This window comes from Cupriavidus cauae (assembly GCF_026210475.1).
GTDB lineage: Bacteria > Pseudomonadota > Gammaproteobacteria > Burkholderiales > Burkholderiaceae > Cupriavidus > Cupriavidus cauae.
This window is the reverse complement of the sequence record NZ_CP080293.1, coordinates 2,075,022-2,098,087: the sequence shown is the minus strand read 5'-3', so window position 1 is coordinate 2,098,087 and position 23,066 is coordinate 2,075,022. Positions and strand designations below refer to the sequence as shown.

20 protein-coding genes and 1 tRNA gene are annotated in these 23,066 nt (G+C 68.6%); 10 read left to right on the top strand and 11 right to left on the bottom strand.

From position 1 onward, the window contains the following. The first annotated feature begins 66 nt into the window (after nt 1–66). Together KZ686_RS09430 and KZ686_RS09425 are read left to right on the top strand one after the other, a co-directional pair. Complete coding sequence (locus KZ686_RS09430; RefSeq protein ID WP_265633448.1) at nt 67–1,422, top strand: acyclic terpene utilization AtuA family protein; 1,356 nt, start codon at nt 67–69, stop codon at nt 1,420–1,422. Nucleotides 1,423–1,431: 9 nt separating this feature from the next. Further along, the gene (locus tag KZ686_RS09425) at nt 1,432–1,782 is read left to right on the top strand and encodes an AtuA-related protein (protein WP_149319259.1); all 351 of its coding nucleotides are present in this window, start codon (nt 1,432–1,434) and stop codon (nt 1,780–1,782) included. On the opposite strand, the gene KZ686_RS09420 is transcribed toward KZ686_RS09425, so the two are convergent. Both KZ686_RS09420 and KZ686_RS09415 read right to left on the bottom strand, forming a co-directional pair. After that, nucleotides 1,750–2,598 carry an IclR family transcriptional regulator gene (locus tag KZ686_RS09420; protein ID WP_265632292.1) on the bottom strand — a complete coding sequence of 283 codons (849 nt, stop codon included), beginning with the start codon at nt 2,596–2,598 and terminating at the stop codon, nt 1,750–1,752. The two genes, KZ686_RS09425 and KZ686_RS09420, sit on opposite strands and share 33 nt — an antisense overlap. A 10-nt stretch (nt 2,599–2,608) precedes the next feature. After that, on the bottom strand, nt 2,609–3,802 hold the full coding sequence (locus KZ686_RS09415) for an acyl-CoA dehydrogenase family protein (protein WP_265632291.1): 1,194 nt from the start codon (nt 3,800–3,802) through the stop codon (nt 2,609–2,611). 342 nt (nt 3,803–4,144) lie between these two features. Between KZ686_RS09415 and KZ686_RS09410 the strand changes: the two genes are divergently transcribed. Then, nucleotides 4,145–5,302, top strand: a complete 1,158-nt coding sequence (locus tag KZ686_RS09410; protein WP_265632290.1) for a mechanosensitive ion channel family protein — start codon at nt 4,145–4,147, stop codon at nt 5,300–5,302. 118 nt (nt 5,303–5,420) lie between these two features. Here KZ686_RS09410 and KZ686_RS09405 read toward each other — a convergent pair. The 6 genes from KZ686_RS09405 to cysS all read right to left on the bottom strand — a co-directional run bounded on the left by KZ686_RS09405 (nt 5,421) and on the right by cysS (nt 12,068). After that, nucleotides 5,421–5,514, bottom strand: a tRNA-Ser gene (locus KZ686_RS09405). 135 nt (nt 5,515–5,649) lie between these two features. Next, a complete protein-coding gene (locus tag KZ686_RS09400; protein ID WP_149319263.1) occupies nt 5,650–6,900 on the bottom strand; it encodes an aspartate kinase in 1,251 nt (416 codons plus the stop codon). Between the two features lie 294 nt (nt 6,901–7,194). Then, on the bottom strand, nt 7,195–8,703 hold the full coding sequence (gene tilS, locus KZ686_RS09395; protein WP_407648480.1) for a tRNA lysidine(34) synthetase TilS: 1,509 nt from the start codon (nt 8,701–8,703) through the stop codon (nt 7,195–7,197). After that, the gene (locus KZ686_RS09390; RefSeq protein ID WP_023264370.1) at nt 8,669–9,640 is read right to left on the bottom strand and encodes an acetyl-CoA carboxylase carboxyltransferase subunit alpha; all 972 of its coding nucleotides are present in this window, start codon (nt 9,638–9,640) and stop codon (nt 8,669–8,671) included. Before KZ686_RS09390 ends, tilS begins: the two co-directional genes overlap by 35 nt. Nucleotides 9,641–9,786: 146 nt before the next feature. Beyond that, entirely contained in the window at nt 9,787–10,695 is a 909-nt protein-coding gene (locus tag KZ686_RS09385) for a DNA-3-methyladenine glycosylase family protein (RefSeq protein WP_265632289.1), read from the bottom strand. Beyond that, nucleotides 10,680–12,068 (bottom strand): cysteine--tRNA ligase, encoded by a 1,389-nt coding sequence (gene cysS / locus KZ686_RS09380; RefSeq protein ID WP_265632288.1) that lies wholly within the window; start codon nt 12,066–12,068, stop codon nt 10,680–10,682. The genes KZ686_RS09385 and cysS overlap by 16 nt, the downstream gene beginning before the upstream one ends. A 238-nt stretch (nt 12,069–12,306) precedes the next feature. Between cysS and KZ686_RS09375 the strand changes: the two genes are divergently transcribed. The 4 genes from KZ686_RS09375 (at nt 12,307) to KZ686_RS09360 (ending at nt 15,282) form a co-directional block, all read left to right on the top strand. After that, complete coding sequence (locus KZ686_RS09375; RefSeq protein ID WP_150081880.1) at nt 12,307–13,110, top strand: tetratricopeptide repeat protein; 804 nt, start codon at nt 12,307–12,309, stop codon at nt 13,108–13,110. 152 nt (nt 13,111–13,262) lie between these two features. Beyond that, on the top strand, nt 13,263–13,871 hold the full coding sequence (locus tag KZ686_RS09370) for a peptidylprolyl isomerase (protein ID WP_283949977.1): 609 nt from the start codon (nt 13,263–13,265) through the stop codon (nt 13,869–13,871). A 12-nt stretch (nt 13,872–13,883) separates the two neighbouring features. After that, on the top strand, nt 13,884–14,384 hold the full coding sequence (locus KZ686_RS09365; RefSeq protein WP_023264649.1) for a peptidylprolyl isomerase: 501 nt from the start codon (nt 13,884–13,886) through the stop codon (nt 14,382–14,384). Between the two features lie 115 nt (nt 14,385–14,499). Beyond that, nucleotides 14,500–15,282 (top strand): UDP-2,3-diacylglucosamine diphosphatase, encoded by a 783-nt coding sequence (locus KZ686_RS09360; RefSeq protein WP_149319268.1) that lies wholly within the window; start codon nt 14,500–14,502, stop codon nt 15,280–15,282. Nucleotides 15,283–15,343: 61 nt separating this feature from the next. On the opposite strand, the gene cysE is transcribed toward KZ686_RS09360, so the two are convergent. Together cysE and KZ686_RS09350 are read right to left on the bottom strand one after the other, a co-directional pair. Beyond that, the gene (gene cysE / locus KZ686_RS09355) at nt 15,344–16,087 is read right to left on the bottom strand and encodes a serine O-acetyltransferase (protein ID WP_149319424.1); all 744 of its coding nucleotides are present in this window, start codon (nt 16,085–16,087) and stop codon (nt 15,344–15,346) included. Between the two features lie 387 nt (nt 16,088–16,474). After that, nucleotides 16,475–17,470 (bottom strand): RNA methyltransferase, encoded by a 996-nt coding sequence (locus KZ686_RS09350; protein WP_265632287.1) that lies wholly within the window; start codon nt 17,468–17,470, stop codon nt 16,475–16,477. A 196-nt stretch (nt 17,471–17,666) separates the two neighbouring features. On the opposite strand from KZ686_RS09350, the gene KZ686_RS09345 reads away from it, so the two are divergent. The 3 genes from KZ686_RS09345 (at nt 17,667) to KZ686_RS09335 (ending at nt 22,455) form a co-directional block, all read left to right on the top strand. Then, a complete protein-coding gene (locus KZ686_RS09345) occupies nt 17,667–18,485 on the top strand; it encodes an inositol monophosphatase family protein (protein WP_149319271.1) in 819 nt (272 codons plus the stop codon). 173 nt (nt 18,486–18,658) lie between these two features. After that, a complete protein-coding gene (gene mutS / locus KZ686_RS09340; protein ID WP_265632286.1) occupies nt 18,659–21,343 on the top strand; it encodes a DNA mismatch repair protein MutS in 2,685 nt (894 codons plus the stop codon). Further along, nucleotides 21,340–22,455 carry a hypothetical protein gene (locus KZ686_RS09335; protein WP_265632285.1) on the top strand — a complete coding sequence of 372 codons (1,116 nt, stop codon included), beginning with the start codon at nt 21,340–21,342 and terminating at the stop codon, nt 22,453–22,455. Before mutS ends, KZ686_RS09335 begins: the two co-directional genes overlap by 4 nt. Nucleotides 22,456–22,533: 78 nt before the next feature. On the opposite strand, the gene KZ686_RS09330 is transcribed toward KZ686_RS09335, so the two are convergent. Then, entirely contained in the window at nt 22,534–23,061 is a 528-nt protein-coding gene (locus KZ686_RS09330; RefSeq protein WP_006576455.1) for an FKBP-type peptidyl-prolyl cis-trans isomerase, read from the bottom strand. Nucleotides 23,062–23,066 lie beyond the last annotated feature (5 nt).

Genomic DNA, 23,066 nt, shown 5'->3' with positions numbered 1-23,066 from the left:
CGTACGGCTCGTATGGCACGCACGACACGTACCGCAGGAGAGAAGGACCCAGGCATGACGGACACCATGACTCGCAGCAGCACCCTTCGCATCGGCTCGGGATCGGGCTGGTGGGGCGATCGCGTCGAACCCGCGGAACGCTCGGCGCGCCTCGGCAAGCTCGACTATCTGTGCTTCGAGACGATGGCCGAGGCCACGGTCTCGGCCGCGCAGGTCCGCAAGCGGCGCGACCCGGCCTTCGCCGGCTACGACACCTATCTCGACGAGCGCATGCGCGCGGTGCTGCCGCACTGCATCGCCAACGGCACGCGCATCGTCAGCAATCAGGGATGGATCCATCCGCTCGGTGCCGCCAGGCGCGTGGCCGAGCTGTGCGAGGAGCTGGGGCTACCCGGCGTCAGGATCGCGGCGATCACGACCACCGATTTGACCGGCAGCATCTGCGAGCTCGACCTGACGCTGCTGGAGAGCGGCGCGCCGGTGTCCTCGCTGCGCGGCACGCTGATCAGCGCCGAGCCTTACGAGGGTGCCGCGCCGATCGTCGAGGCCTTGCGCGCCGGCGCGCAGATCGTCATCACGGGCCGCGTCGCCGATCCCTCGCTGTTCCTCGCGCCGATGATCGCGCATTTCGGCTGGTCCCCCGACGACGTGACGCGTCTCGCGCGCGGCAGCGCCATCGGCCATCTGCTCGAATGCGGCGCGCAGGTGACCGGCGGCTACTTCGGCGATCCGGGCTACAAGGACGTGCCCGAGCCGTGGAATCTCGCCTTCCCGATCGCGGAGGTCGAGTCCGACGGCAGCGCGGTGATCGCGAAGGTCGAAGGCAGCGGCGGACGCATCGATCTGCAGACAGTCAAGGAGCAGATGTTCTACGAGGTCCACGATCCGCGCCGCTATATCACGCCGGACGTCATCGTCGACTTCTCGACCGCGGTGCTGGAACAGGTGGGGCCGGACCGCGTGCGCATCGACGGGGTGTCCGGACTGCCGGCGACCGACACGCTGAAGGTGTCGCTGGGCTGTACCGAGGGCCATATCGGCGAGGACATGTTCTTCTATGCGGGCCCCGGCTGCCTGGACAAGGCGAAGCTGGCCAGGCGCATCCTCGAGGAACGCTTCGCCATCGCGAAGCTGCAGGCCGACGAGCTGCGCATCGACTTTCTCGGCGTCAACGCCGTGCATGGGGCCGCCTCGCCCGAACCGGCGTGCGAGCCGAACGAGATCGCGGTGCGCGTGGCGGCGCGCACGCGCACGCGCGAGGAGGCGGCCAAGGTCGGCCGCGAGATCGACAGCATGGCGGTCTGCGGGCTGGCCTCCACCGGCAAGCGCGTGCCGCATCAGGACCGGACCCGCGAGATCATCGGCGTCTGGTCGGCGCTGGTGCCGCGCGATTTGATCCGGTCCGAGATCCACTATCTGTGAGGAAGCGTCATGCGCGTACCCCTGCGGCGCCTCGCCCATAGCCGCTCCGGCGACAAGGGCAACACCTCGAACACGGCGGTGATCGCCTACGCGCCCGAGTTCTATCCGCATATCAAGGCGCAACTGACGGCGGCCGCGTTCAAGTCGCTGTACGGCACGCTGATCGCCGGCGAGGTGACCCGCCACGAGGTCGATGGGCTGCAGGTGCTGAACTTCGTCGCCGAGGGCGCGCTCGGCGGCGGCGTGTCGCGCAGCCTGGCGATCGACAACTATGGCAAGGCGCTGGCCAGTGCGGTGCTGCGCTTCGAGGTCGAGATCCCAGACGAACTAGCGCCGTTGCTGCGCGGGCCGGCGCGATAGGCGCACCGCCGTCACGCGCGCTGTCCCGCGCGTTGTAACGCGGCCTGCTTCGCCCTGCGGCGACAGCGCCGAGCCCGTCCACGCGCTGGCGATGTGGCTTGCCTCCGCCCGCAGGCGCCGCGCAAGGACCGCCTCGCGCGCGCGCAAGCGTACCGTCTGGGCCGCGACGCTGAGCGCGCCGATGGGCCTGCCCTGGTCGTCGAGAATCGGCACCGCGATGCCGCCCATGCCTTCGACCACCCAGTCGAGAAACATCACGTGCCCGCGCAGGCGGGCCGCCTCGATCTCGGCGGCGATGGCGGCGGCGTCGAGCCGCGGATAGTTCGCCAGCTTGCGCGAGGTCTGCTGCAGGCGGCGCGCCCGTTCCGGCGCCGGCAGCCACGCCAGCACCGCCAGGCTGCCCGCCCCCACGCCGAGCGGCCGGCGCGTGCCGACCGAGACGTAGTTCGCGCTGAGTGCAACCGTGCCCGGCTCCACGTCCGAGCAGAGCGCCTCGCCGCGGCTGGCCTCGGTCAGCACGGCGGTATCGCCGAATTCCTCGACCAATCGCTGCAAGGCCGGGCGTGCCAGCTTGCGCAGTTCGGCCCGGCGCTGCGCGACGTCGGCCAGTTGGAAGATCTCCGGACCGATGCCGTAGCGGCGCATCTCGTCGCGCGTGGCGAAGCCTTCCTGCACCAGCAGGTCGAGCATGCGCGACGCGGTGGCGGGATCGAGCCCGGTCGCGCGCGCGACATCGCTCATGCGGCGCACTTCGGGATCGGACAGCGCGCGCAGCACGGCAAGGGCGCGCTGCACCGGTGAGGGACGCGACGGCATGGCGCGACGTTCAGCGCGCCGGCGTGCCGGCCAGCGTATCGCGCTTGATCTTCTTCGCCAGCGACCACTTGTGGACCTCGGTGGGACCGTCGTAGATGCGAAAGGCCCGCACCTCGCGCAGGATCTGCTCGACGATGGTGTCGCGCGACACGCCCAGGCCGCCCATGATCTGCACGCAGCGGTCGGCCACGCGGTACAGCGCCTCCGACACCGCGACCTTGGCCATCGAGCTCTCCGCCGTGCCCGCCGCGCCCCCGTCGAGCACGCCGGCGCACCAGTCGATCATCAGCGCGGCCTGCTGCAGGTCGATCAAGTTCTCCGCCAGCATGAAGCCCACGCCCTCATGGTCGATCAGCAGCTTGCCGAAGGCCTTGCGCGTGGTGGCATACGCGCGCGCGATCTCGTCGGCGCGCACCGTGCCGCCGAACCAGCGCATGCAGTGCGACAGCCGCGCCGGCGACAGGCGCACCTGCGCATAGCGGAAGCCCTCGTTGACCTCGCCGAGTACCTGGTCGGCCGGCACGCGCAGGTCGTCGAGCAGGATCTGCGCATGGCCGCCGGGCATCGAGCTGTCGATGGTGTCGATCACGCGCTCGATGCGGATGGCCGAATGCGGCAGGTCCACCAGGAACATCGTCGCCTGCGCGTGTTCGCCGTCGCCGGTGCGCGCCATCACGATGCCCACCCGGGCCCCTTCGGCGCCGGTGATGAACTTCTTGCGGCCGCGGATGATCCAGTCGCCGCCGTCCTGCGTCGCCGTGGTCTGCAGCATCGATGGATCGGAACCCGCCCCGCCCTCCTCGGCGGGCTCTGTCATGAAGAACGCCGAGCGGGCCTCGCCGCGGACCAGCGGCTCGAGAAAGCGCTGCTTCTGCGCGGGCGTGCCGACCTTGCCGAGCAGGAACATATTGCCCTCGTCCGGCGCCATCGTATTGACCGCCACCGGTCCCAGCGGCGACAGCCCCGAGCGCTTGAGCACGGCCGCGGTTTCCAGCTGCGTCAGGTGCGATCCGTCGGGCAGGATATGCGGCGTCATCACGCCCGCGGCGCGGGCCTTCGCGCGCATCTCGTCGATCAGTTCGCTGGTCGGCCCGTGCGCGGTGCAGCGGGGATCGGCTTCATAGGGGACGACGACATCGCGGACAAATCGCTCGACGCGATCGGCAATGACGCGGCTGCGTTCGGTGGGGCACGGGGCGAACATGCTGGGTGTCTCCTTGGGGTCGGTCGCGCTCGCAGATGGCTTTGCATGCTGCGTGCCCGCCGCCGATGGTGGTCGCTTGTGTGACCCGATTGTATGGGATTCCCACTCACTGGCCGCGGACCATCGCCACCTTGTCAGCGTTGCCCTCGTTTGAATTTTCGACGAACGATTGCCTGCGGTCATCTCCGTGCACGCGCGCCTCGCCCAGGCACGATGACCCGCAATCCGTTGAACGGACCCATTCCGCGGCTTGCGCCGCTATGCACGAATCTCCCGTCGCACCGTGGCATCAATCCTGCAAGCCCCTGCCCCATGCGTCCGTCCCGGCACAGGAGGTAAGGCATGAAGGAATGGCTCGATCTGAACGTCTTCTTGGGCATCCCCGCGCTCAACTGGCTGCATGCCGGCATCGCCGCCGTCGTCAGCTATCTGGTGCTGGTCACGCTGCTGCGCTTCACCTGCGCCCGCCTCGACCGGCTCGCGGCCCGGACAAAGCCGGTGATCATCGACCGCATGGCGGACATGCTGCGGCATACCTCGCGCTTCGTGCTGCTGCTGGCCGCGCTGCTGATCGCCGTCGACTTCCTCGACCTGCCGCCGAAATGGGCCAGCCGCATCGGCCATCTGTGGTTCCTGCTGATCGGGCTGCAGATCGCGATCTGGATCAATCATGCCGTGACGCTATGGACGTACGACAGGCTGACCGGCACCGGGCCGACCGCCCACAATCCCGTGTTCACCACGGTGATGGCGTGGGGCATGCGCGTGATGCTGTGGTCGGTGCTGCTGCTGGCGGTGCTGGCCAATATGGGCGTCAATATCACGGCCTTCGTGGCGAGTCTGGGCGTCGGCGGCGTGGCCGTGGCGCTGGCCGTGCAGAACATCCTCAGCGACCTGTTCGCGTCGCTGGCCATCGGCCTGGACAAGCCCTTCGAGAACGGCGATTTCATCGTGTTCGGCGACATCGCCGGCAGCGTCGAGCGCATCGGCCTGAAGACCACGCGGCTGCGCGCGCTGAGCGGCGAGCAGATCGTCTGCAGCAATACCGAGCTGCTGAAGACGACGATCCACAACTACAAGCGCATGGCGGAACGCCGCATCCAGTTCAATTTCCGCGTGACATACCAGACGCCGCCGGACACGCTGCGGCGCATCCCGGAGATCGTCGAGGCGGCCGTCGTCGCCGCAGGCCGCACGCGCTTCGACCGCGCGCATTTCAAGGGCTTCGGCGAAAGCGCGCTGGAGTTCGAGGTCGTCTACTTCGTCACCGATCCGGACTACAACCTGTACATGGATATCCAGCAGTCGATCAATCTGGCGATGGTGACGGAGCTGGAGAAGCTTGGCGTGGAGTTTGGGGTGCCGGTGCGGAAGGTGCAGGTGGTGGAAGCGCAGGGAGGCGCGAAGGAAGAAGCCGAGGCCGCTCGCAGCGGGCCGCGCGATGCCGACGAGCGCGAGCGTGGATGGGCGGGACAGCAGCTCGGTCGGCGCCATGCGTGACCGCCTCAAGGTGGAAAGCCAGCGCCGCGAGCCAGAAATGCGCAAGAAAACAGGCCCAAAAAACAAAACCCCGGAAGACCGCGATCTTCCGGGGTTCCGCCGCCATGTACCGATGTACTGGCGGAGACGGAGGGATTCGAACCCTCGATCCAGGTTTTGGCCCGGATGCTCCCTTAGCAGGGGAGTGCCTTCGACCTCTCGGCCACGTCTCCCAAACTTGCGTTGTGCGAGGGAGGCCGCACAACGAAGCGCGTATTCTAGCGAGGGTGCGGCAATTGGTCAACGACGAATCGATGACACCGCACTTGCCTGCCCTCGCCAGGGCCAGCGCGCGAATGCGCCGGACTTCAGGCCTGTTCCAGCTCGAACGCCTTGTGCAGCGCGCGGACGGCCAGCTCCATGTACTTCTCGTCGATCAGCACCGAGATCTTGATTTCCGAGGTGGAGATCATCTGGATATTGATGCCCTCTTCCGACAGCGTGCGGAACATCTTGCTGGCGATGCCGACATGCGAGCGCATGCCCACGCCGACCACCGAGACCTTCGACACCTTCGGATCGCCCGACACGCTGGCCGCGCCGATATGGCCCTTGACCGCGTCGTTCAGGATCGCCAGCGAGCGCTGGTAGTCGCCGCGCGGCACGGTGAAGGTGAAGTCGGTCTTGCCCTCGACGGACTGGTTCTGAATGATCATGTCGACGTCGATATTGGCGTCGGCGATCGGGCCCAGGATCTGGTAGGCGATGCCGGGCTTGTCGGGCACGCCGAGAACGGTGATCTTGGCTTCGTCACGGGCAAAGGCGATGCCGGAGATGACGGCTGCTTCCATGTCAGGGTCTTCCTCAAAAGTAATCAGCGTGCCCGAATGCATTTCCTGCTCGAGCGGCATCAGGGGGTCGGTCAGCGACGACAGCACGCGCGTCTTGACGCGGTATTTGCCGGCGAATTCCACCGAGCGGATCTGCAGCACCTTGGAACCGAGGCTGGCCATTTCCAGCATTTCCTCGAAGGTGATGCGGTCCAGCCGGCGCGCGTCTTCGACCACGCGCGGATCGGTGGTGTAGACCCCGTCCACGTCCGTATAGATCAGGCACTCGTCGGCCTCGATCGCGGCGGCGATGGCGACGGCCGAGGTATCCGAGCCGCCGCGGCCAAGCGTGGTGATGTTGCCCAGCGCGTCGATGCCCTGGAAGCCGGTGACGATCACCACGCGGCCCGCGTCGAGATCGCCCAGGATGCGCTCATCGTCGATCGACTCGATGCGTGCCTTGGTGTATGACGAGTCGGTCTTGACCGGGACCTGCCAGCCGGTATAGCTGATCGCATCGATGCCCTCGCCGTGCAGCGCGATGGCCAGCAGCGCGACGCTGGCCTGCTCGCCGGTCGAGGCCAGCATGTCGAGCTCGCGCGGGTCCGGCTGCGGCGAAATCTCCTTGGCGAGTCCCAGCAGGCGATTGGTCTCGCCCGACATGGCCGAAGGCACCACGACTACGCGGTGACCGGCGCGGTGCCACTTGGCCACGCGCTTGGCGACATTCTTGATGCGTTCCGTGGAACCCATCGAAGTGCCGCCGTATTTGTGAACGATGAGAGCCATCTTCTTGTCGACGCCAGCGATTGTGCAAAACCACTGAAAATACACCAAGCACCGGCGCCCGGCAAGGCGGAATAGCGGGCGTTTGGCCTTGTCAAGCCTTGCCGGAGCGACGTCTCGTGCGGTAGGCGGCGTGGCGGGCGCCGCGGGGACCGCTGCCATGAGCCGCCCCAATGAGGGCCGTCCCATGAGGGCGGGAGCCCGAGCGCCGGGCCTGAGTTCCAGGCCTAAGTTCCAGGCCTGAGTTCCGGGCCATGGGCCCCGGGCTGGGCCATGGGGGCCGGGGTTATGCGCCGGTCACTGCGGCAGCCCGGCGGCGTCCGGACCCCAGGCCTGCCATTCGACCCGCCAGCGCGGGGCCGGCGCGGCGTCGGGCCAGCGGCGATGCATGCCGAGTCCGGCGGCCAGCACGATCTGCTCCCCTGTGCCCCCAGCCTCTCCCGCCCGCAGCAGCGGCAGATAGGGACGGCGCCAGGCCGGCACGGCCGCCTCCTGATACGCCTGTTTCAGCGCCCGGGCCGGGCCGCCCGGCCGCAGCACGATGCGCTCGCCGCCGGTGCGCGGCCCCAGTGTCAGCGGCTGCCGCAGCACGGCCTCGGGCACGCCGAAGGTATCGTCGCGCGTGAAGCGCAGCTCGCCGCGCCAGGCGGGAACCGGCAGTCGGCCCTGCCCGCCCCACTGCAGCGCGACCGCCTCCGTCGGCGGGGCACCCGGCGGCATGCAGGCCAGCACACGGGAGCGGAAACGCCGCAGCACCAGGCCGTCATGCGGCAGCGCCGGCTCGCCGCCACGATGGTCGATCAGTTGCGCCCGCATCGCCGCCAGCCGGGCCACCGACGGTGCGCGCACGCCGAGGTCGCGCAGCCACAGCCGCAGCACGGCATCGCCCTGCGCGGCCGGCAGGGCGCGCAGGCCGTCGAGATCGAGTTCGGCGAGCGTGGCGGCGTCGCGCCCGGGATGCGCCAGCGTCGCCAGATGCCGCGCCGCCAGCGCATCGAGCGCGTGGGCGGCTTCGGCCAGATGCGCGGCGGCCTGGGCGACGTTGGCGCGCAGCGCCGGGAAGGCGGCGAGCAATCCGGGCAACTGCTGGCGCAGCGCGTTGCGGGCGAAGCGGGTGTCGTCGTTGGAGGGGTCGTCGATCCAGCGCAGGCCGTGCGCGTCGCAATAGGCCTCGATGTCGCGCCGTTCGATCTCGAGCCACGGCCGCAGCAGCGCGATGTCGCGGCGTTCGGCCAGGCGCCGCAGCGCCGGCATGCCGGCCAGGCCATGCACGCCGCTGCCGCGGAACAGCCGCATCAGCACCGTTTCGACCTGGTCGTCCAGATGGTGGCCGAACAGCAGCCAGCCGACGTTGTGCTGCTCGCAGAGCTCGGTCAGCGCCTGGTAGCGAACGCGGCGGGCGGCGGCTTCGAGCCCTTCTCCGTGCGCGGGAACGACCGTGACCCGGGCGGCTCGGTATTCGACACGCCAGTCCTGGCACAACCCGGCGCAGAAGCGGTCCCATTCGTCGGCCTGGGCCTGCAGGCCGTGGTGGACATGCAGCGCCAGCAGGGGCGCCGGCCCGGCCTCGCCGACACGGGTGGCGGCAAGCGCGGCGCGCGTGGCATGCAGCAGCGCGACCGAATCGCGGCCGCCCGACAGCGCCACCGCCACCGCGCGCGGGCCATGTTGGCCGGCCCCGGAAACGACAAAGGCCGCACCGGCCTGCAGGGCCTGTGCGACCTTGTCGGTCAGCGTGGCGGTCGGGTCGCGCAAATCGGGCGCGGCGGGATCAGCCTTGTGCGCCGGTTTCCTTGAACTTGCCATAGGCCATCAGGCGCTCGTGGCGGCGCGCCTGCAGTTCCTTGACGCTGATGCCCTGGAACTGGCGCAGCGACTCGGCCAGCGAACGCTTGAGCATCGCGGCCATGGCCTTCGGATCGCGGTGCGCGCCGCCCAGCGGCTCGTTGACGATCTTGTCGATCAGGCCCAGCGCCTTCAGGCGATGCGCGGTCAGGCCCAGCGCCTCGGCGGCCTCGGGCGCCTTCTCGGCGGTCTTCCACAGGATCGACGCGCAGCCTTCCGGCGAGATCACCGCATAGGTGGCGAATTGCAGCATCTGCACCACGTCGCCCACGGCGATCGCCAGCGCGCCACCCGAACCGCCCTCACCGATGATGGTGGCGATCAGGGGCACCTTCAGGCCGGCCATCACGTACAGGTTGTGGCCGATCGCCTCCGACTGGCCGCGCTCCTCGGCGTCGATGCCCGGGAAGGCGCCCGGCGTGTCGACGAAGGTGAAGATCGGCAGGCCGAACTTGTCGGCCAGTTCCATCAGCCGCTTGGCCTTGCGATAGCCCTCGGGCTTGGACATGCCGAAGTTGCGCAGCGCGCGCTCCTTGGTGTCCCGGCCCTTCTGGTGGCCGATCACCATGCAGGCCTGGCCGTTGAAGCGGGCCAGCCCGCCCACGATCGACAGATCGTCGGCGAAGGCGCGGTCGCCATGCAGTTCGTGGAAGTCGGTGAAGATCTCGCGCACGTAGTCCAGCGTGTAGGGACGCTGGGGATGGCGCGCGATCTGGGCCACCTGCCACGGGGTCAGGTTGGCGTAGATGTCCTTGGTCAGCTGCTGGCTCTTGCCGGCCAGCCGCGAAATCTCTTCGGAAATGTCGACGGCCGAGTCGTCCTGCACGAAGCGCAGTTCTTCGATTTTTGCCTCGAGTTCGGCGATCGGCTGTTCGAAATCCAGGAAGGTGGTTTTCATTGAATCACACGTACCTGTCTGTGAAGGGGCGCATTCTACCGGAATTTCCTTGCGCTCCGGGCGCTGAAATCGCGCCGGATGCGCCGCATGCGCCGCCTGAAGATGGTGAAAGGAGCACTTTCGTGCCCCGGCTATCGAATGCCAGACTAGTAAGTGACAGGCAGCGGATCAAGGCTGCGCCACATGTACCAGGTCGCCACGGTGCGCCATGGCTCCCAGTTGGCGGCGACCTCGCGCGCCTCGCTGCGCGTGACCGGTTCGCCGCTGAAATAGTTGGCCGAGATCGCGTTGATCAGGCCGATGTCGTCCAGCGGCAGCACGTTCGGCCGCATCAGGTTGAACATCAGGAACATCTCCGCGGTCCAGCGGCCGATGCCGCGGATCTGCGTCAGCTCGGCGATCACCGCCTCGTCGTCCATCTCGGCCCATTTGTCGACATGGACCCGCCCCGCCTTGAAGTGCTCGGCGAGATCGACGATGTACTCGGCCTTGCGGCGCGACAGGCCGCAGGCGGCCAGCTTGTCGACGCCGGCCCGCAGCAGCTGCGCCGGCGTCAGCTTCGGGCAGGCGGCGGCCAGCCGGTCCCACACCGATTGCGCCGCCTTGACCGAGATCTGCTGGCCGACGATCGAACGGGCCAGCGTGATGAAGGGGTCGCCGCGCGAAATCAGATGGGCCGGCCCGTAGGTCGGGATCATCTTGCGCAGGATGCGGTCGCGCTTCATCAGGTCGGCGCAGGCCTCGTCCCAGTAGGCGGGACGGACCGCGCCCTCGACCGTCTCGACCGGCAGCGGGATCGCCGCGGCCTCGGGCAGCGTTGCCTTGGCGGCGCGCGCGGTCTTCAGGACCGGCTTGCCGTCGGCCTTGGTGACGGTGCGGGTCTTGGGCGCGGCCACGCCGCCGGCGGCCGGCGCCTTGGCGACCTTCGCTGCCTTGGTCGCCTTGGCCGCCTTGGTCACCTTCAGGGCCGGCTCTCCGGTGGGCCGCGCCGGCTTGGCGGCCTTGGCCGCCGTGCCGGGCGTCTTGCGCACGGCAGCGTTCAAGCACGCCTCCATTCGGTCACGCCGCCCGGCTTGTCCTCGAGCACGATGCCGGCCTCGAGCAGTTCGGCGCGGATGCGGTCGGCCTCGGCGAAATTGCGCTCGGCCTTGGCCTGCTTGCGCGCGGCGATGCGCTCCTCGATCTTCTCCGGCGCGATGCCGGCCGCGTCGGCGCCGCCCTGCAGGAAGGCGTGCGCGTCGCGCCCGAGCAGGCCGAGCGTCGCGGCCAGGCCCTTCAATTGCCGTGCCGCGGCGGGCGAGCCGCTGCGATTGACTTCGCCGGCCAGGTCGAACAGCACCGAGACCGCGATCGGCGTATTGAAGTCGTCGCCCATCGCCTCGGCGAAGCGGCGCGCGTGCGGCTCGTCCCAATCGAGCGGCTGCGTGTCGGGCTGCACGTCCTTGAGCGCCGTGTAGAGACGGGTCAGGCCGTGGCGCGCGTCGTCCAGGTGCGCGTCGCTGTAGTTCAGCGGGCTGCGGTAGTGCGCGCGCAGGATGAAGAAGCGCACGACCTCGGCGTCGTACTGCTTGAGCACCTCGCGGATCGTGAAGAAGTTGCCGAGCGACTTCGACATCTTCTCGTCGTTGATGCGCACGAAGCCGTTATGCATCCATACGTTGACGAAGGGCTTGCCGCTGGCGCCTTCCGACTGCGCGATCTCGTTCTCGTGGTGCGGGAACTGCAGGTCGGCCCCGCCGCCATGGATGTCGAAATGCTCGCCCAGCAGCGCGCAGCTCATCGCCGAGCATTCGATATGCCAGCCCGGACGGCCCATGCCCCACTTCGACGACCACTTGCTTTCGGCCGGTTCGCTGTCCTTGGCCGACTTCCACAGCACGAAGTCGAGCGGGTCGTGCTTGGCATCGTTGGCCGCCACGCGCTCGCCGGCGCGCAGGTCCTCCAGCGACTTGCCCGACAGCTTGCCGTAGCCGGCGAACTTGCGCACCGCGTAATTGACGTCGCCGTCGCTGGCCTGATAGGCCAGGCCCTTCGCTTCGAGCTTGCCGATGATGTCGAGCATCTGCGGCACGTATTGCGTCGCGCGTGGCTCGTGGTCCGGGCGCTGGATGCCCAGCGCGGCCGCGTCCTCGTGCATATAGCCGATGAACCGCTCGGTCAGCTCGCCGATGGTCTCGCCGTTCTCGGCGGCGCGGCGGATGATCTTGTCGTCGATGTCGGTGATGTTCTGCACATAGGTCACCTCGTAGCCCGCGGCGCGCAGCCAGCGCTGCACCATGTCGAACACCACCATCACGCGCGCATGCCCGACGTGGCAGTAGTCGTACACCGTCATGCCGCAGACATACATGCGGACCTTGCCGGGTTCGATGGGCACGAAGGGCTGTTTCTCGCGCGCGAGCGTGTTGTAGATGTTCAGTGGATGCATGAAACGAGGTGTTCGAAGAGAATGCGTGGCGCCTGCCGCGCGCGAGACCGTGCCGACTGGCCGGCCGCGCATCGGCGACTTGCCGGACAGCGTGACCGGGCGATGCGTCTCGACCAGTGCCGCGGCGGCGTGGACATCGGTTCGCCGAGCGAGGCCATATCTTACCGGAAGCCTTCGCGCGTCGGCGTCGATGCCGCGCTTTGCTAGAATGCCGCGAAGTATAAAGGACCGCACCTACATGAGCTTGCCATTGCCCAACGTCGCGACCGACGCCATGCATCACGTCACGCCCGGCATCATGACCGTGCGGCGGCGCGCCGCCGCAGCCACCGTACGCAGCGTGCGCGCGTGCGCCATCGCCGTGGCGAGCGCCGCCGCGCTGCTGTGCGCCCTGCCCGCTGCGCCGGCCCTGGCGCAATCCGTCGGCTTTCCCGGCGGTGGCACGGCCGGCGCGAAGGGCTTCCAGCCCTCCGGCGATCCGGGCATGGCCGAGGCCGAGAAGGCCGCGCAGCAGCGCCGCTATGCCGAGGCGATCGAACGCTTCGACCGCGTGATCGCCGCCAACCCGCGCAATGTGCAGGCCCGCTTCGAGCGTGCGTGGGCGCTGTCGCAGGCCGGACGCGAGGACGAGGCGGTGCAGGCCTTCCACGAGATCGCACAGGAATATCCAGAACTGCCCGAGCCGCACAACAATCTGGCGCTGATCTATGCGCGCCGGGGCGATCTGAAGCGCGCCGAGGCCGAGCTGCTGGCGGCGCTCGAAGCCAAGCCCGGCTTTGCGATCGGCTATACCAATCTGGGCGACGTCTATCGCAAGCTCGCCGAGCGCTCCTACGCCGAAGCGCTCAAGCGCAATCCCGGCGATGCGCGCGCCCGCAGCGGCCTGGCCGCGGTCGGCACCAAGGCGCCGGCCAATACGTCGGCAAATCCGCCCGCCAGCCCGCAGCCGCGTACGCGCCAGCCCGCCGCCGAGCCCCAGGCACCGGTCGCGGCGCCGCCGCTGCCCCGGCCGCCCGGCCCGGATCGCGAAGACCTGGACTGACCGGTCCGCAGCACTGCCCCGCTCGCGCCCTGCGCTGTGCAAGGCGTAGCGAGCGGGCATGATCGTTATCCATGCGGGGCGACTGCCGGGACGGCGCGTCCATCGACCGCCGGTATCCGCCGATCGCCCTCGCCCACTCCCTGGAGATCCCCATGTCCCTGACCCGACGCGGCGCCCTCGGCGCCATGCTGGCCGCGCTGATGGCCGGCACCCTGAGCTACGGTGCGGCCCACGCGCAGGCGCCGGCCTCCGCCCCCGCCACGACTGCGGAGCGCGTGCGCTTTGCCACCAGCGCCGGCAACTTCACCATCGAGGTCTATCCCGAGGCCGCGCCGAAGACCGTCGCCAACTTCCTGGAATACGTGAACAGCGGCTTCTACAGCGGCACGATCTTCCACCGGGTGATCAACGGCTTCATGGTGCAGGGCGGCGGCTTCGACCGCGACATGAAGCAGAAGCCGACGCGCGCGCCGATTCCGCTGGAGGCGCAGAACGGCCTGAAGAACAAGGCCGGCACCGTGGCCATGGCCCGCACCGGCGATCCGAACTCCGCCACGGCGCAGTTCTTCATCAATGTGGTAGATAATCCGAGTCTCGACTATCCGCAGCCGGACGGTAACGGCTATGCCGTATTCGGCAAGGTGGTCGAAGGCATGGATACCGTCGACCGCATCAAGAAGACGCCTACCACCGCCTACGGCCCCATGCGCAATGTGCCAGCCACGCCGATCGTCATCGAGTCGGCCACCATCGTCAAGTAACAGAGGAAAGCCATGTCCAAGGTCCAGCTCCAAACGAATCACGGCGCCATCGTCATCGAACTCGACGCCGACAAGGCGCCCAAGACGGTGGAGAACTTCCTGTCGTATGTCCGCAAGGGCCACTACGACAACACGATCTTCCACCGCGTCATCAAGAACTTCATGATCCAGGGCGGCGGCTTCGAGCCGGGCATGAAGCAGAAGCCCACCGACGATCCGATCGACAACGAGGCCGGCAACGGCCTGAAGAACGACCGCTACACCGTGGCGATGGCGCGCACCAACGCGCCGCACTCGGCCACCGCGCAGTTCTTCATCAACGTGGTCGACAACGACTTCCTGAACTTCACCTCGCCGACGCCGCAGGGCTTCGGCTATGCGGTGTTCGGCAAGGTCGTCGAAGGCACCGATGTGGTCGACAAGATCAAGGGCGTGCGTACCGGCAGCGCCGGCTTCCATCAGGACGTGCCGCTCGAGGACGTCGTGATCGAGAAGGCGGTGGTGCTCGAGTAATCGTGCACTGGATTTACTCGGCACAGCGCGCGGCACGGCACGCGGCACAACACGTGCGCTGCGCCCGCGCCAATCACGGCGGCATGCCCTCGCCCATGGAAATCGTTCCCAATCGATGAGCCCTGCCGCCAGCACGCCGGCTGCCTCCACCCTCGCAGTGGAAGCGCCGGCGTGGTTCATTTCCGACCTGCATCTGACCCCGGGGATGCCGCGCACGCTGGCGGCCTTCGAACGCGTGCTCGAACGCGCCGCCGAACAGGCGCGCACGCTCTTCATCCTCGGCGACTTCTTCGAATTCTGGATCGGCGACGAGGAAAGCGAGGCACCGTTTCCGCGCGCCGTCGCCGCGGCGCTGGCGCGCCTGGCCGCGCGTGGCGTGCCGGTCTATCTGATGCACGGCAATCGCGACTTCCTGCTCGGCCCGCGCTTTGCGCGCGAGGCCGGCGCGACGCTGCTGCCCGATCCGACCGTGATCGATTGCGCGGGCCATCGCGTGGTACTGACCCATGGCGACATGCTGTGCACAAACGACACGCGCTATATGCGCTTCCGCCACTGGACGCGCAAACCCTGGATCCAGCGGCTGTTCCTGGCGCTGCCACTGTCGTGGCGCCTGGGTATCGCGCGCAAGCTGCGCAGCGACAGCGAGGCGGGTCGCCAGCGCCCCGGGCCGCCGCGCGACTATGGCGATGTCGCGCCGGCCGCGGTCGCGGCGCTGCTGCGCGACAGCGGCACGGCGGCGATGGTGCATGGGCACACGCACCGGCCGGCCCGGCATGACGAGCCGCATGGCCTGCGCTGGGTGCTGACCGACTGGGACCTCGATGGTCCGCATCCGCGCGCGGCGGCATTGCAGCTCGATGCCGAGGGCTTTCGCGAATTGCCGCAGCTCGATTGATCGCGGCGCAGGCAAAGGCCCACGCGGCCCACCTCCGCCCTTCCTCGTTCACGCCATCGCGTTACTTCATCAGCTTGCGCAGTTCGCTGGCATCGAAGCGATCGTTCGGCGTGTTCTCCAGATGCTCGCCGAGCCGGTCCAATGCGGCCTGCACCGCCTCGAGCTTTTCCTGCTGGCTGGCCGCATGGTCGATCAGGCTCTTGAGCGCCAGCGACACCGGATCGTCGGCATTCGGCGTGATGCCGTAAGCGGAGAACTCCTGCCGCGCGCCCTGCTGCGAAGTCGGCGCGTCCGGCAGGATGATGCGGGCCGGCACGCCCACCGCGGTGGCGCCCGGCGGCACCGGCTTGAGCACCACGGCATTGGAGCCCACGCGCGCGCCATCGCCGATGGTGAAGCCGCCCAGCACCTTGGCGCCGGCGCTGACCACCACGCCGGTGCCCAGCGTCGGATGCCGCTTCTGGCCCTTGTACAGCGAGGTGCCGCCGAGCGTCACGCCCTGATAGATCGTGCAGTCGTCCCCGATCTCGGCGGTCTCGCCGATCACCACGCCCATGCCGTGATCGATGAACACGCGCCGGCCCATCTTGACGGCCGGGTGGATCTCGATGCCGGTCAGGAAGCGCGACCAGTGCGAGATCCAGCGGCCCAGCCAATGCATCCCCGCATTCCAGCAGGCGTGCGCGAAGCGATGAAACACCACGGCATGCAGGCCCGGGTAACACGTCAGCACCTCCAGCCGGCTGCGCGCGGCGGGGTCGCGCTGCATGATGGTGTCGATATCTTCCTTGAGGCGAGAGAACATCTTGGTCGTGTGCGATTGCCCCGCCGTGCCGCGCGCGATCGGAGCGCGCATGCCGCCGGGGTCGTGTCCGGGCAAGGCCCTGGGGAAACGGAAGCAGGGAGTGTAAGAGATTTGGCACCCTGATGCCGTCATGGGCATCGGGCGCCGCACCTGCCCCGCCGCTACGTCGACATGCGCGGGGGAAGCCCGGGCGTGCGCGGCGCGGGCATCAACATCGCTCGCGGTGGAAGGCGTGGGCAGCATGGGCAGCGGTGCGGATGGCGCGCTCGCGTCGCACGAGCGACGGACGGCCGGCCCGCTCGCGACGTGCGTGAAGCGCTTCGGTGCGCCAGGGTTCGATGCGCCAGGGACCGATGCACCAGAAGCAGGCGGCAATTCGCGCCAAGGTCATGTCTCCATGCTGTCGCCACTGCGGTGGTCACTGCCGACACCGCCGCGGTCGTCATTGCGTTCGCCGCTGCGCGGCCCGCGCCCGGCCAGCGTCATCTGCTTGGCGATGCCGCGCAGCAGATTGACCTCCTCCTGCTCCAGCCCGCTGCGCGCGAACAGCCGGCGCAGCCGCGGCATCAGCTTCTTCGGATGGGCCGGATCGAGAAAGCCGATCGCCTCCAGGCCCTGCTGCAGATGCGCGAACATTGCCTCGATCTGCTCGGCCGTGGCGGCCTGCCCAGCATAGCCGATATCGCTCGGGGGCGCCGCGCGGTCCTGCAGCAACGCCAGCCGCATCTCGTAGGCGATCAGCTGCACGGCTTGGGCAAGATTCAACGAGGCGTAGGCGGGATTGGCGGGGATATGGGTCACCACCGAGCAGCGGTCGACGGCCTCGTTGGGCAAGCCGAAGCGTTCGTTGCCGAAGACGAAGGCGACATCGGCCGCTTCGGGGCTGAATTCCGCGGTGGGTTCCTGGGTGGATCCCTGGGTCGATCCCTGGGTGCGTTCCAGGGTGGCTTCGGCGGTGGATGCCGAGCCGAAGCCGGCCGCGGCCGCCAGCAGATGCCCGCGCGCCCGCGCCGTCGCCTCGCGCGGCAGCAGCCGCGGCGGCCCGAACTCGCGCTGGCGCGCCGTCATCGCGACGGTATAGGAGGCGCCCGCCAGCGCCGTTTCCAGATCGTCGACCACGCGGGCGGCGCGCAGCACGTCGTCGGCACCGCTGGCCAGCGCGACGGCCTCCGGATGCTCGCGCACCGCCGGCTCCCGCGGCGACACCAGCACCAGCGTGCCGGGCCGGGCGCCGAAGCCCATGGTCTTGATGGCGCGCGCCACCGAGCCGACGTTGCCGGGATGGCTGGTTTCGACCAGCACGAAGCGCACGCGGGCAAAGGCGGCGTCCAGGGCGGTCTGTGGCGCGCCTGGGGCTGCGTTTGCGTGCTCGCTCGTGTCCATTGCCGGGTTCCTATACAATGCAGGGTTCCAATTTATTTGGCGCGCCGCTCCGCCGCCCTGGCCAAGGCTTCGATGCCGGCCAGCGGAGACAAGGTCGACGCGCCCGTTCTTCTACAATCCGTTGTGTTGTCCGCCGGGAGCCGCGCGCGCCATGCCGTCCGCAGCGCTGCCCGCTTTTCGGCGGCTGGAGAGATTCATGCATCCGATGCTCAATATCGCCATCAAGGCCGCTCGCAAGGCGGGTTCCATCATCAACCGCGCGTCGATGGACGTGGATCTCCTGCGGGTTTCCCGCAAGCAGCACAACGATTTCGTCACCGAGGTCGACCGCGCCGCCGAGGCCGCGATCATCGAGATCATCCGCACCGCCTACCCGGAACACGGCATTCTAGCGGAAGAGTCCGGCCAGTCCTGGCGCGAGGACGAGGAAGGCCACGAGTACACCTGGGTCATCGACCCGCTCGACGGCACCACCAATTTCATCCACGGCTTCCCGCAATACTGCGTGTCGATCGCCCAGCTGCACAAGGGTTCGCCGGTGCAGGCGGTGGTCTACGACCCGACCCGCGACGAGCTGTTTACCGCCACCAAGGGCGCCGGCGCCTTCCTGAACAACCGCCGCATCCGTGTCAGCCGCCGCGACAAGCTGGCCGACTGCCTGATCGGCACCGGCTTCCCGTTCCGCGATCTGGACGGCCTCGAGGCCTATGTCGAAGTGTTCGCGCTGATGACGCGCAGCTGCGCCGGCCTGCGCCGCCCGGGCGCCGCCGCGCTGGACCTGGCCTATGTCGCCTGCGGCCGCCTGGACGGCTTCTTCGAGACCGGCCTGAAGCCCTGGGACATGGCGGCCGGCATGCTCCTGATCACCGAAGCCGGCGGCCTGGTCGGCAACTACGCGGGCGAAGCGCGCCAGCTCGAACAGGGCGAGGTGCTGGCCGGCAACCCGAAGGCCTTCGCGCAGATGGTGCGCCTGCTGACGCCGTACTCGCTGGATAACGGCGGCCCGGCCGCCTGAGGGGCGGGGAAGCGCCCAACCCATCGCGGCGCCCTCCCCCTTTTTCATCCAATTCCTCTCCGTACCCCGCCGCAACGCGCAGTAAAATGCGCGTTTGCGTCCGATGCCCACGGCCTCGCGCACGCTCCGAACCCGGCCGCTGCCCATGCGCAGCGGCCCGCCGAGAGGATTGCATGTCCGAAGACCTGCCAACTACCGCGGCCGCCAGCGCATCGGCTGGTGCCACGGAAAAACACACGCCGATGATGCAGCAGTATTTGCGCATCAAGGCGGACCATCCGGACACCCTGCTGTTCTACCGGATGGGCGATTTCTACGAGCTGTTCCACGACGACGCCGAGAAGGCCGCTCGGCTGCTCGATATCACGCTGACCGCGCGCGGCAGCTCCAATGGTGTGCCGATCCGCATGGCCGGCATTCCCTTTCATTCGGTCGATCAATACCTGGCCCGGCTGGTCAAGCTCGGCGAATCGGTCGCGATCTGCGAGCAGATCGGCGATCCGGCCACGAGCAAGGGACCGGTCGAGCGCAAGGTCGTCCGCATCGTCACGCCCGGCACGCTGACCGACGCGGCGCTGCTGCCCGACAAGGCCGATACCTTCCTGATGGCGGTGCACCAGCAGACCACGCGGCGCGGCGTCAGCAAGACCGGGCTGGCCTGGCTGAACCTGGCCAGCGGCGAGCTGCGGCTGATGGAATGCGAGGCCGCGCAATTGGCGCGCGAACTCGAACGCATCCGCCCCGCCGAGTTGCTGCACACCGATGGCATCGAACTGCCCGCGCATCCGTGCGCGCGTACCCGGCTGCCCGAGTGGCACTTCGATCAGGACGCCGGCGCGCGCCGCCTGCGCGAGCAACTGGGCGTCGCCAGTCTCGATCCGTTTGGCTGCCGCGCGCTGGGCGCGGCGCTCGGCGCGGCCGGCGCGCTGCTGAACTACGCGGCCAGCACGCAGGGCCAATCGCTGCGCCATGTGCAGGGCGTCACGGTCGAGCACGAAACCGAGTTCGTGGGCCTGGACACCGCCACGCGCCGCAATCTCGAACTGACCGAGACGCTGCGCGGCGGCGAATCGCCGACGCTGTTCTCGCTGCTCGATACCTGTGCCACGGCAATGGGCAGCCGGCTGCTGCGCCATTGGCTCCACCATCCCTTGCGCGAACGCGCGATTCCGCAGGCGCGGCAGCAGGCCATCGGCGCGCTGCTGGCGCAGGATCTCGATACGCTGCGCGCCCGCCTGCGCCGGCTCGCCGATGTCGAGCGCATCACCGCCCGGCTGGCTCTGCTGAGCGCGCGTCCGCGGGACCTGTCGTCCCTCAGGGATACGCTCGCGGCCCTGCCCGACGTGCAGGCCTGCGTGGCGCCGGACGACACCGCCCCGCTGCTGGCGCAGACGCTGACCGAGCTGGCGGTGCCGCAGGAGTGCCTGCACCTGCTGTCGCGCGCGATCGCGCCGGAGCCGTCGACAGCCGTGCGCGATGGCGGCGTGATCGCCCGCGGCTACGACGCCGCGCTCGACGAGCTGCGCGACATCTCGGAGAACTGCGGCCAGTTCCTGATCGACCTGGAGGCGCGCGAGCGCACGCGCACCGGCATCGCCAACCTGCGCGTCGAATACAACCGCGTGCACGGCTTCTATATCGAAGTCACCAACGGGCAAGCCGACAAGGTGCCCGACGACTATCGCCGGCGCCAGACGCTGAAGAATGCCGAGCGCTATATCACGCCGGAGCTGAAGGCCTTCGAGGACAAGGCGCTGTCGGCGCAGGACCGCGCGCTGGCGCGCGAGAAGCAGCTGTACGAAGCACTGCTGCAACTGCTGTTGCCGCATATCGGCGAGCTGCGCCGGGTCGCGGCGGCACTGTCGCGCCTGGACGTGCTGGCCGCCCTCGCCGAACGCGCCCGCACGCTGGACTGGTCGTGTCCCGAGCGCGTCGACGAGAACGTGATCGACATCGTGCAGGGCCGCCATCCGGTGGTCGAGGGCCAGCTGGCCGCGGAGTCGACGCCGTTCATCGCCAACGACTGTCACCTGACCGAGGCGCGCAAGCTGCTGCTGATCACCGGCCCGAACATGGGCGGTAAATCGACCTTCATGCGGCAGACCGCGCTGATCGTGCTGCTGGCCTGCGTCGGTGCCTACGTGCCGGCGCGGCGCGCGACCGTCGGGCCGATCGACCGGATCTTCACGCGCATCGGCGCCGCCGACGATCTGGCCGGCGGCCGCTCGACCTTCATGGTGGAGATGACCGAGGCGGCCGCGATCCTGCACAATGCGACGCCGCACAGCCTGGTGCTGATGGACGAGATCGGCCGCGGCACATCGACCTTCGACGGACTCGCGCTGGCGTGGGCCATCGCCCGTCATCTGCTGGCGCACAACCGCAGCCACACGCTGTTCGCCACGCACTATTTCGAGCTGACGCAGCTGCCGCAGGAGTTTCCGCAGGCGGCCAACGTGCACCTGTCCGCGGTCGAGCACGGCGACGGCATCGTCTTCCTGCACGCCGTGCAGGACGGCCCGGCCAGCCAGAGCTACGGCCTGCAGGTCGCGCAGCTGGCGGGCGTGCCGCAGCCGGTCATCCGCGCGGCGCGCAAGCATCTGGCCTGGCTCGAGCAGCAATCGACCGACGCCACGCCGACGCCCCAACTGGATCTGTTCGCGGCGCCGACCGTGCCCGATGCGGACGATGACGGCGACGATGGCCGCCACAATGGCCCCGCTTCCCTCGCCCCCGCCAACGATGCGCTCGGCGAGGCGATGCGCGATCTCGACCCCGACAGCATGACGCCGCGGCAGGCGCTCGACGCGCTGTACCGGCTCAAGGCGCTGGCCGAGGAATCCGGGCAGCCGGCATGACGATGGCAAGCGCGCGCCGCCGGGCACCGTGGTGCCGACCGCTGCTGGCCCTCGGGCTGGCGGCGGCGCTGCTGGGCGCGTGGGCCACGCAGAGCGCCGCCACCGTGCTGCCGGTCGCGGCCAAGGCGCTGTCGGCGGAAGGCAAGCCTGGCGGCAAGACCGGTGACAAAGCGAGCGGCAAGGCCGCCGACTCGCGCCTGGTGCGCATCGCGCTGATCGCCGACCTGCCGCAATGGCCCGACGCCGAGGCACCGACGCAGCAACTGCTGGACAACCTCGCGCAACGCAGGCTCGCCTTCGTCATCCATGCCGGCGGCATCAAGGGCGACACCGAGTCGTGCGCCGATGCGATGCTGGCCGGCCGGCTGCGGCTGCTGGACCAGTCGCCGCTGCCGCTGGTCTATATCCCGGGCGAGACCGACTGGGCCGAATGCGAGCAAGCGGTCAATGGCAGCTTCGATCCCGACGAGCGGCTGGCGCGGCTGCGCGAGCTGGCTTTTCCGGACGACGATTCGCTGGGCCAACGCAAGCTCCGGCTGATCCGGCAATCGGATCAGGCCAAGTTCCGCAGCTATCGCGAGAACGTCCGCTGGACGGCGGGCAAGGTGCTGCTGGTCGGCATGAACGTGCCCGACGACAACAACCACTATCGCACCGAGGCGGGCCGCAACGGCGAATTCGAAGACCGCCGCGAGGCCAACCGGCAATGGCTGGCGCGCGCGTTCTCGGCCGCCGAGCAGGAATCGCTCGATGGCATCGTGCTGGTGATTCACGGCGACCCGCAGTTCGGCAACGGCTGGGAGAAGCGGGGCAAGCCGACGCTGCTCGACGGTTTTCTGCGCCATCGCCAGCGCGATGGCTATCTCGAATTCAAGCGGCAGCTGCGCGAGCTGGTCAGCGACTATCGCGGGCAGGTGCTGCTGATCCACAGCAGCATCGGCGGCTTCGGCATCGATACGCCGCTGCGCGATGCCAAGGGCAAGACGATCCGCAGCTTCACGCGCGTCGCGCTGCCGGTGGGCTCGCCGAAGCAGTGGACCGAGCTGACGATCTCGCCGGATTCGCGTTCGCTGTTTTCGGTTGCGCTGCAGGACGGCGCAGGCAAGAACTAGCCTGCTTACCACTATCGAGCCCAGAAAGCGAAAAAGCCGGCAATGCCGGCTTTTCCGTTCGATGGATGCATACGTCGATCAGTGCAGCGTGCGCGGGCTGTCGTCGTCCTCGTCCTCGTCGACCACTTCGATGCCCGATGCGCCATGCGCGTGGCCATGCTCGACTTCCTCGGCGGTCGCTTCGCGGACCTCGGAGACCTTCAGCCAGAAACGCAGCGCCATGCCGGCCAGCGGATGGTTGCCGTCGAGCACCACCTTGTCCTCGGCGACGTCGGTGACGGTATAGATCACCGAATCCTCTTCGTCGCCGTCCTCGGGCACGCCTTCGAACTGCATGCCGACTTCGAGCGGTTCGGGAAAACGATCGCGCGGCTCGACCTTGACCAGTTCGGCGTCGTAGTCGCCGAAGGCGTCCTCGGGCTCGAGCTGCAACTGCGTCTCGAAGCCTGCGGCATGACCGTCGAGTGCTTCCTCGATCTTGGGGAACGTGCCATCATAGCCGCCGTGCAAGTAGACCATCGGCTCATCCGATTCTTCGATCAGATTGCCCTGCGCATCCGACAGCTTGTACACCACGGACACAACCGTGTTCTTCGCGATTTTCAATTCTT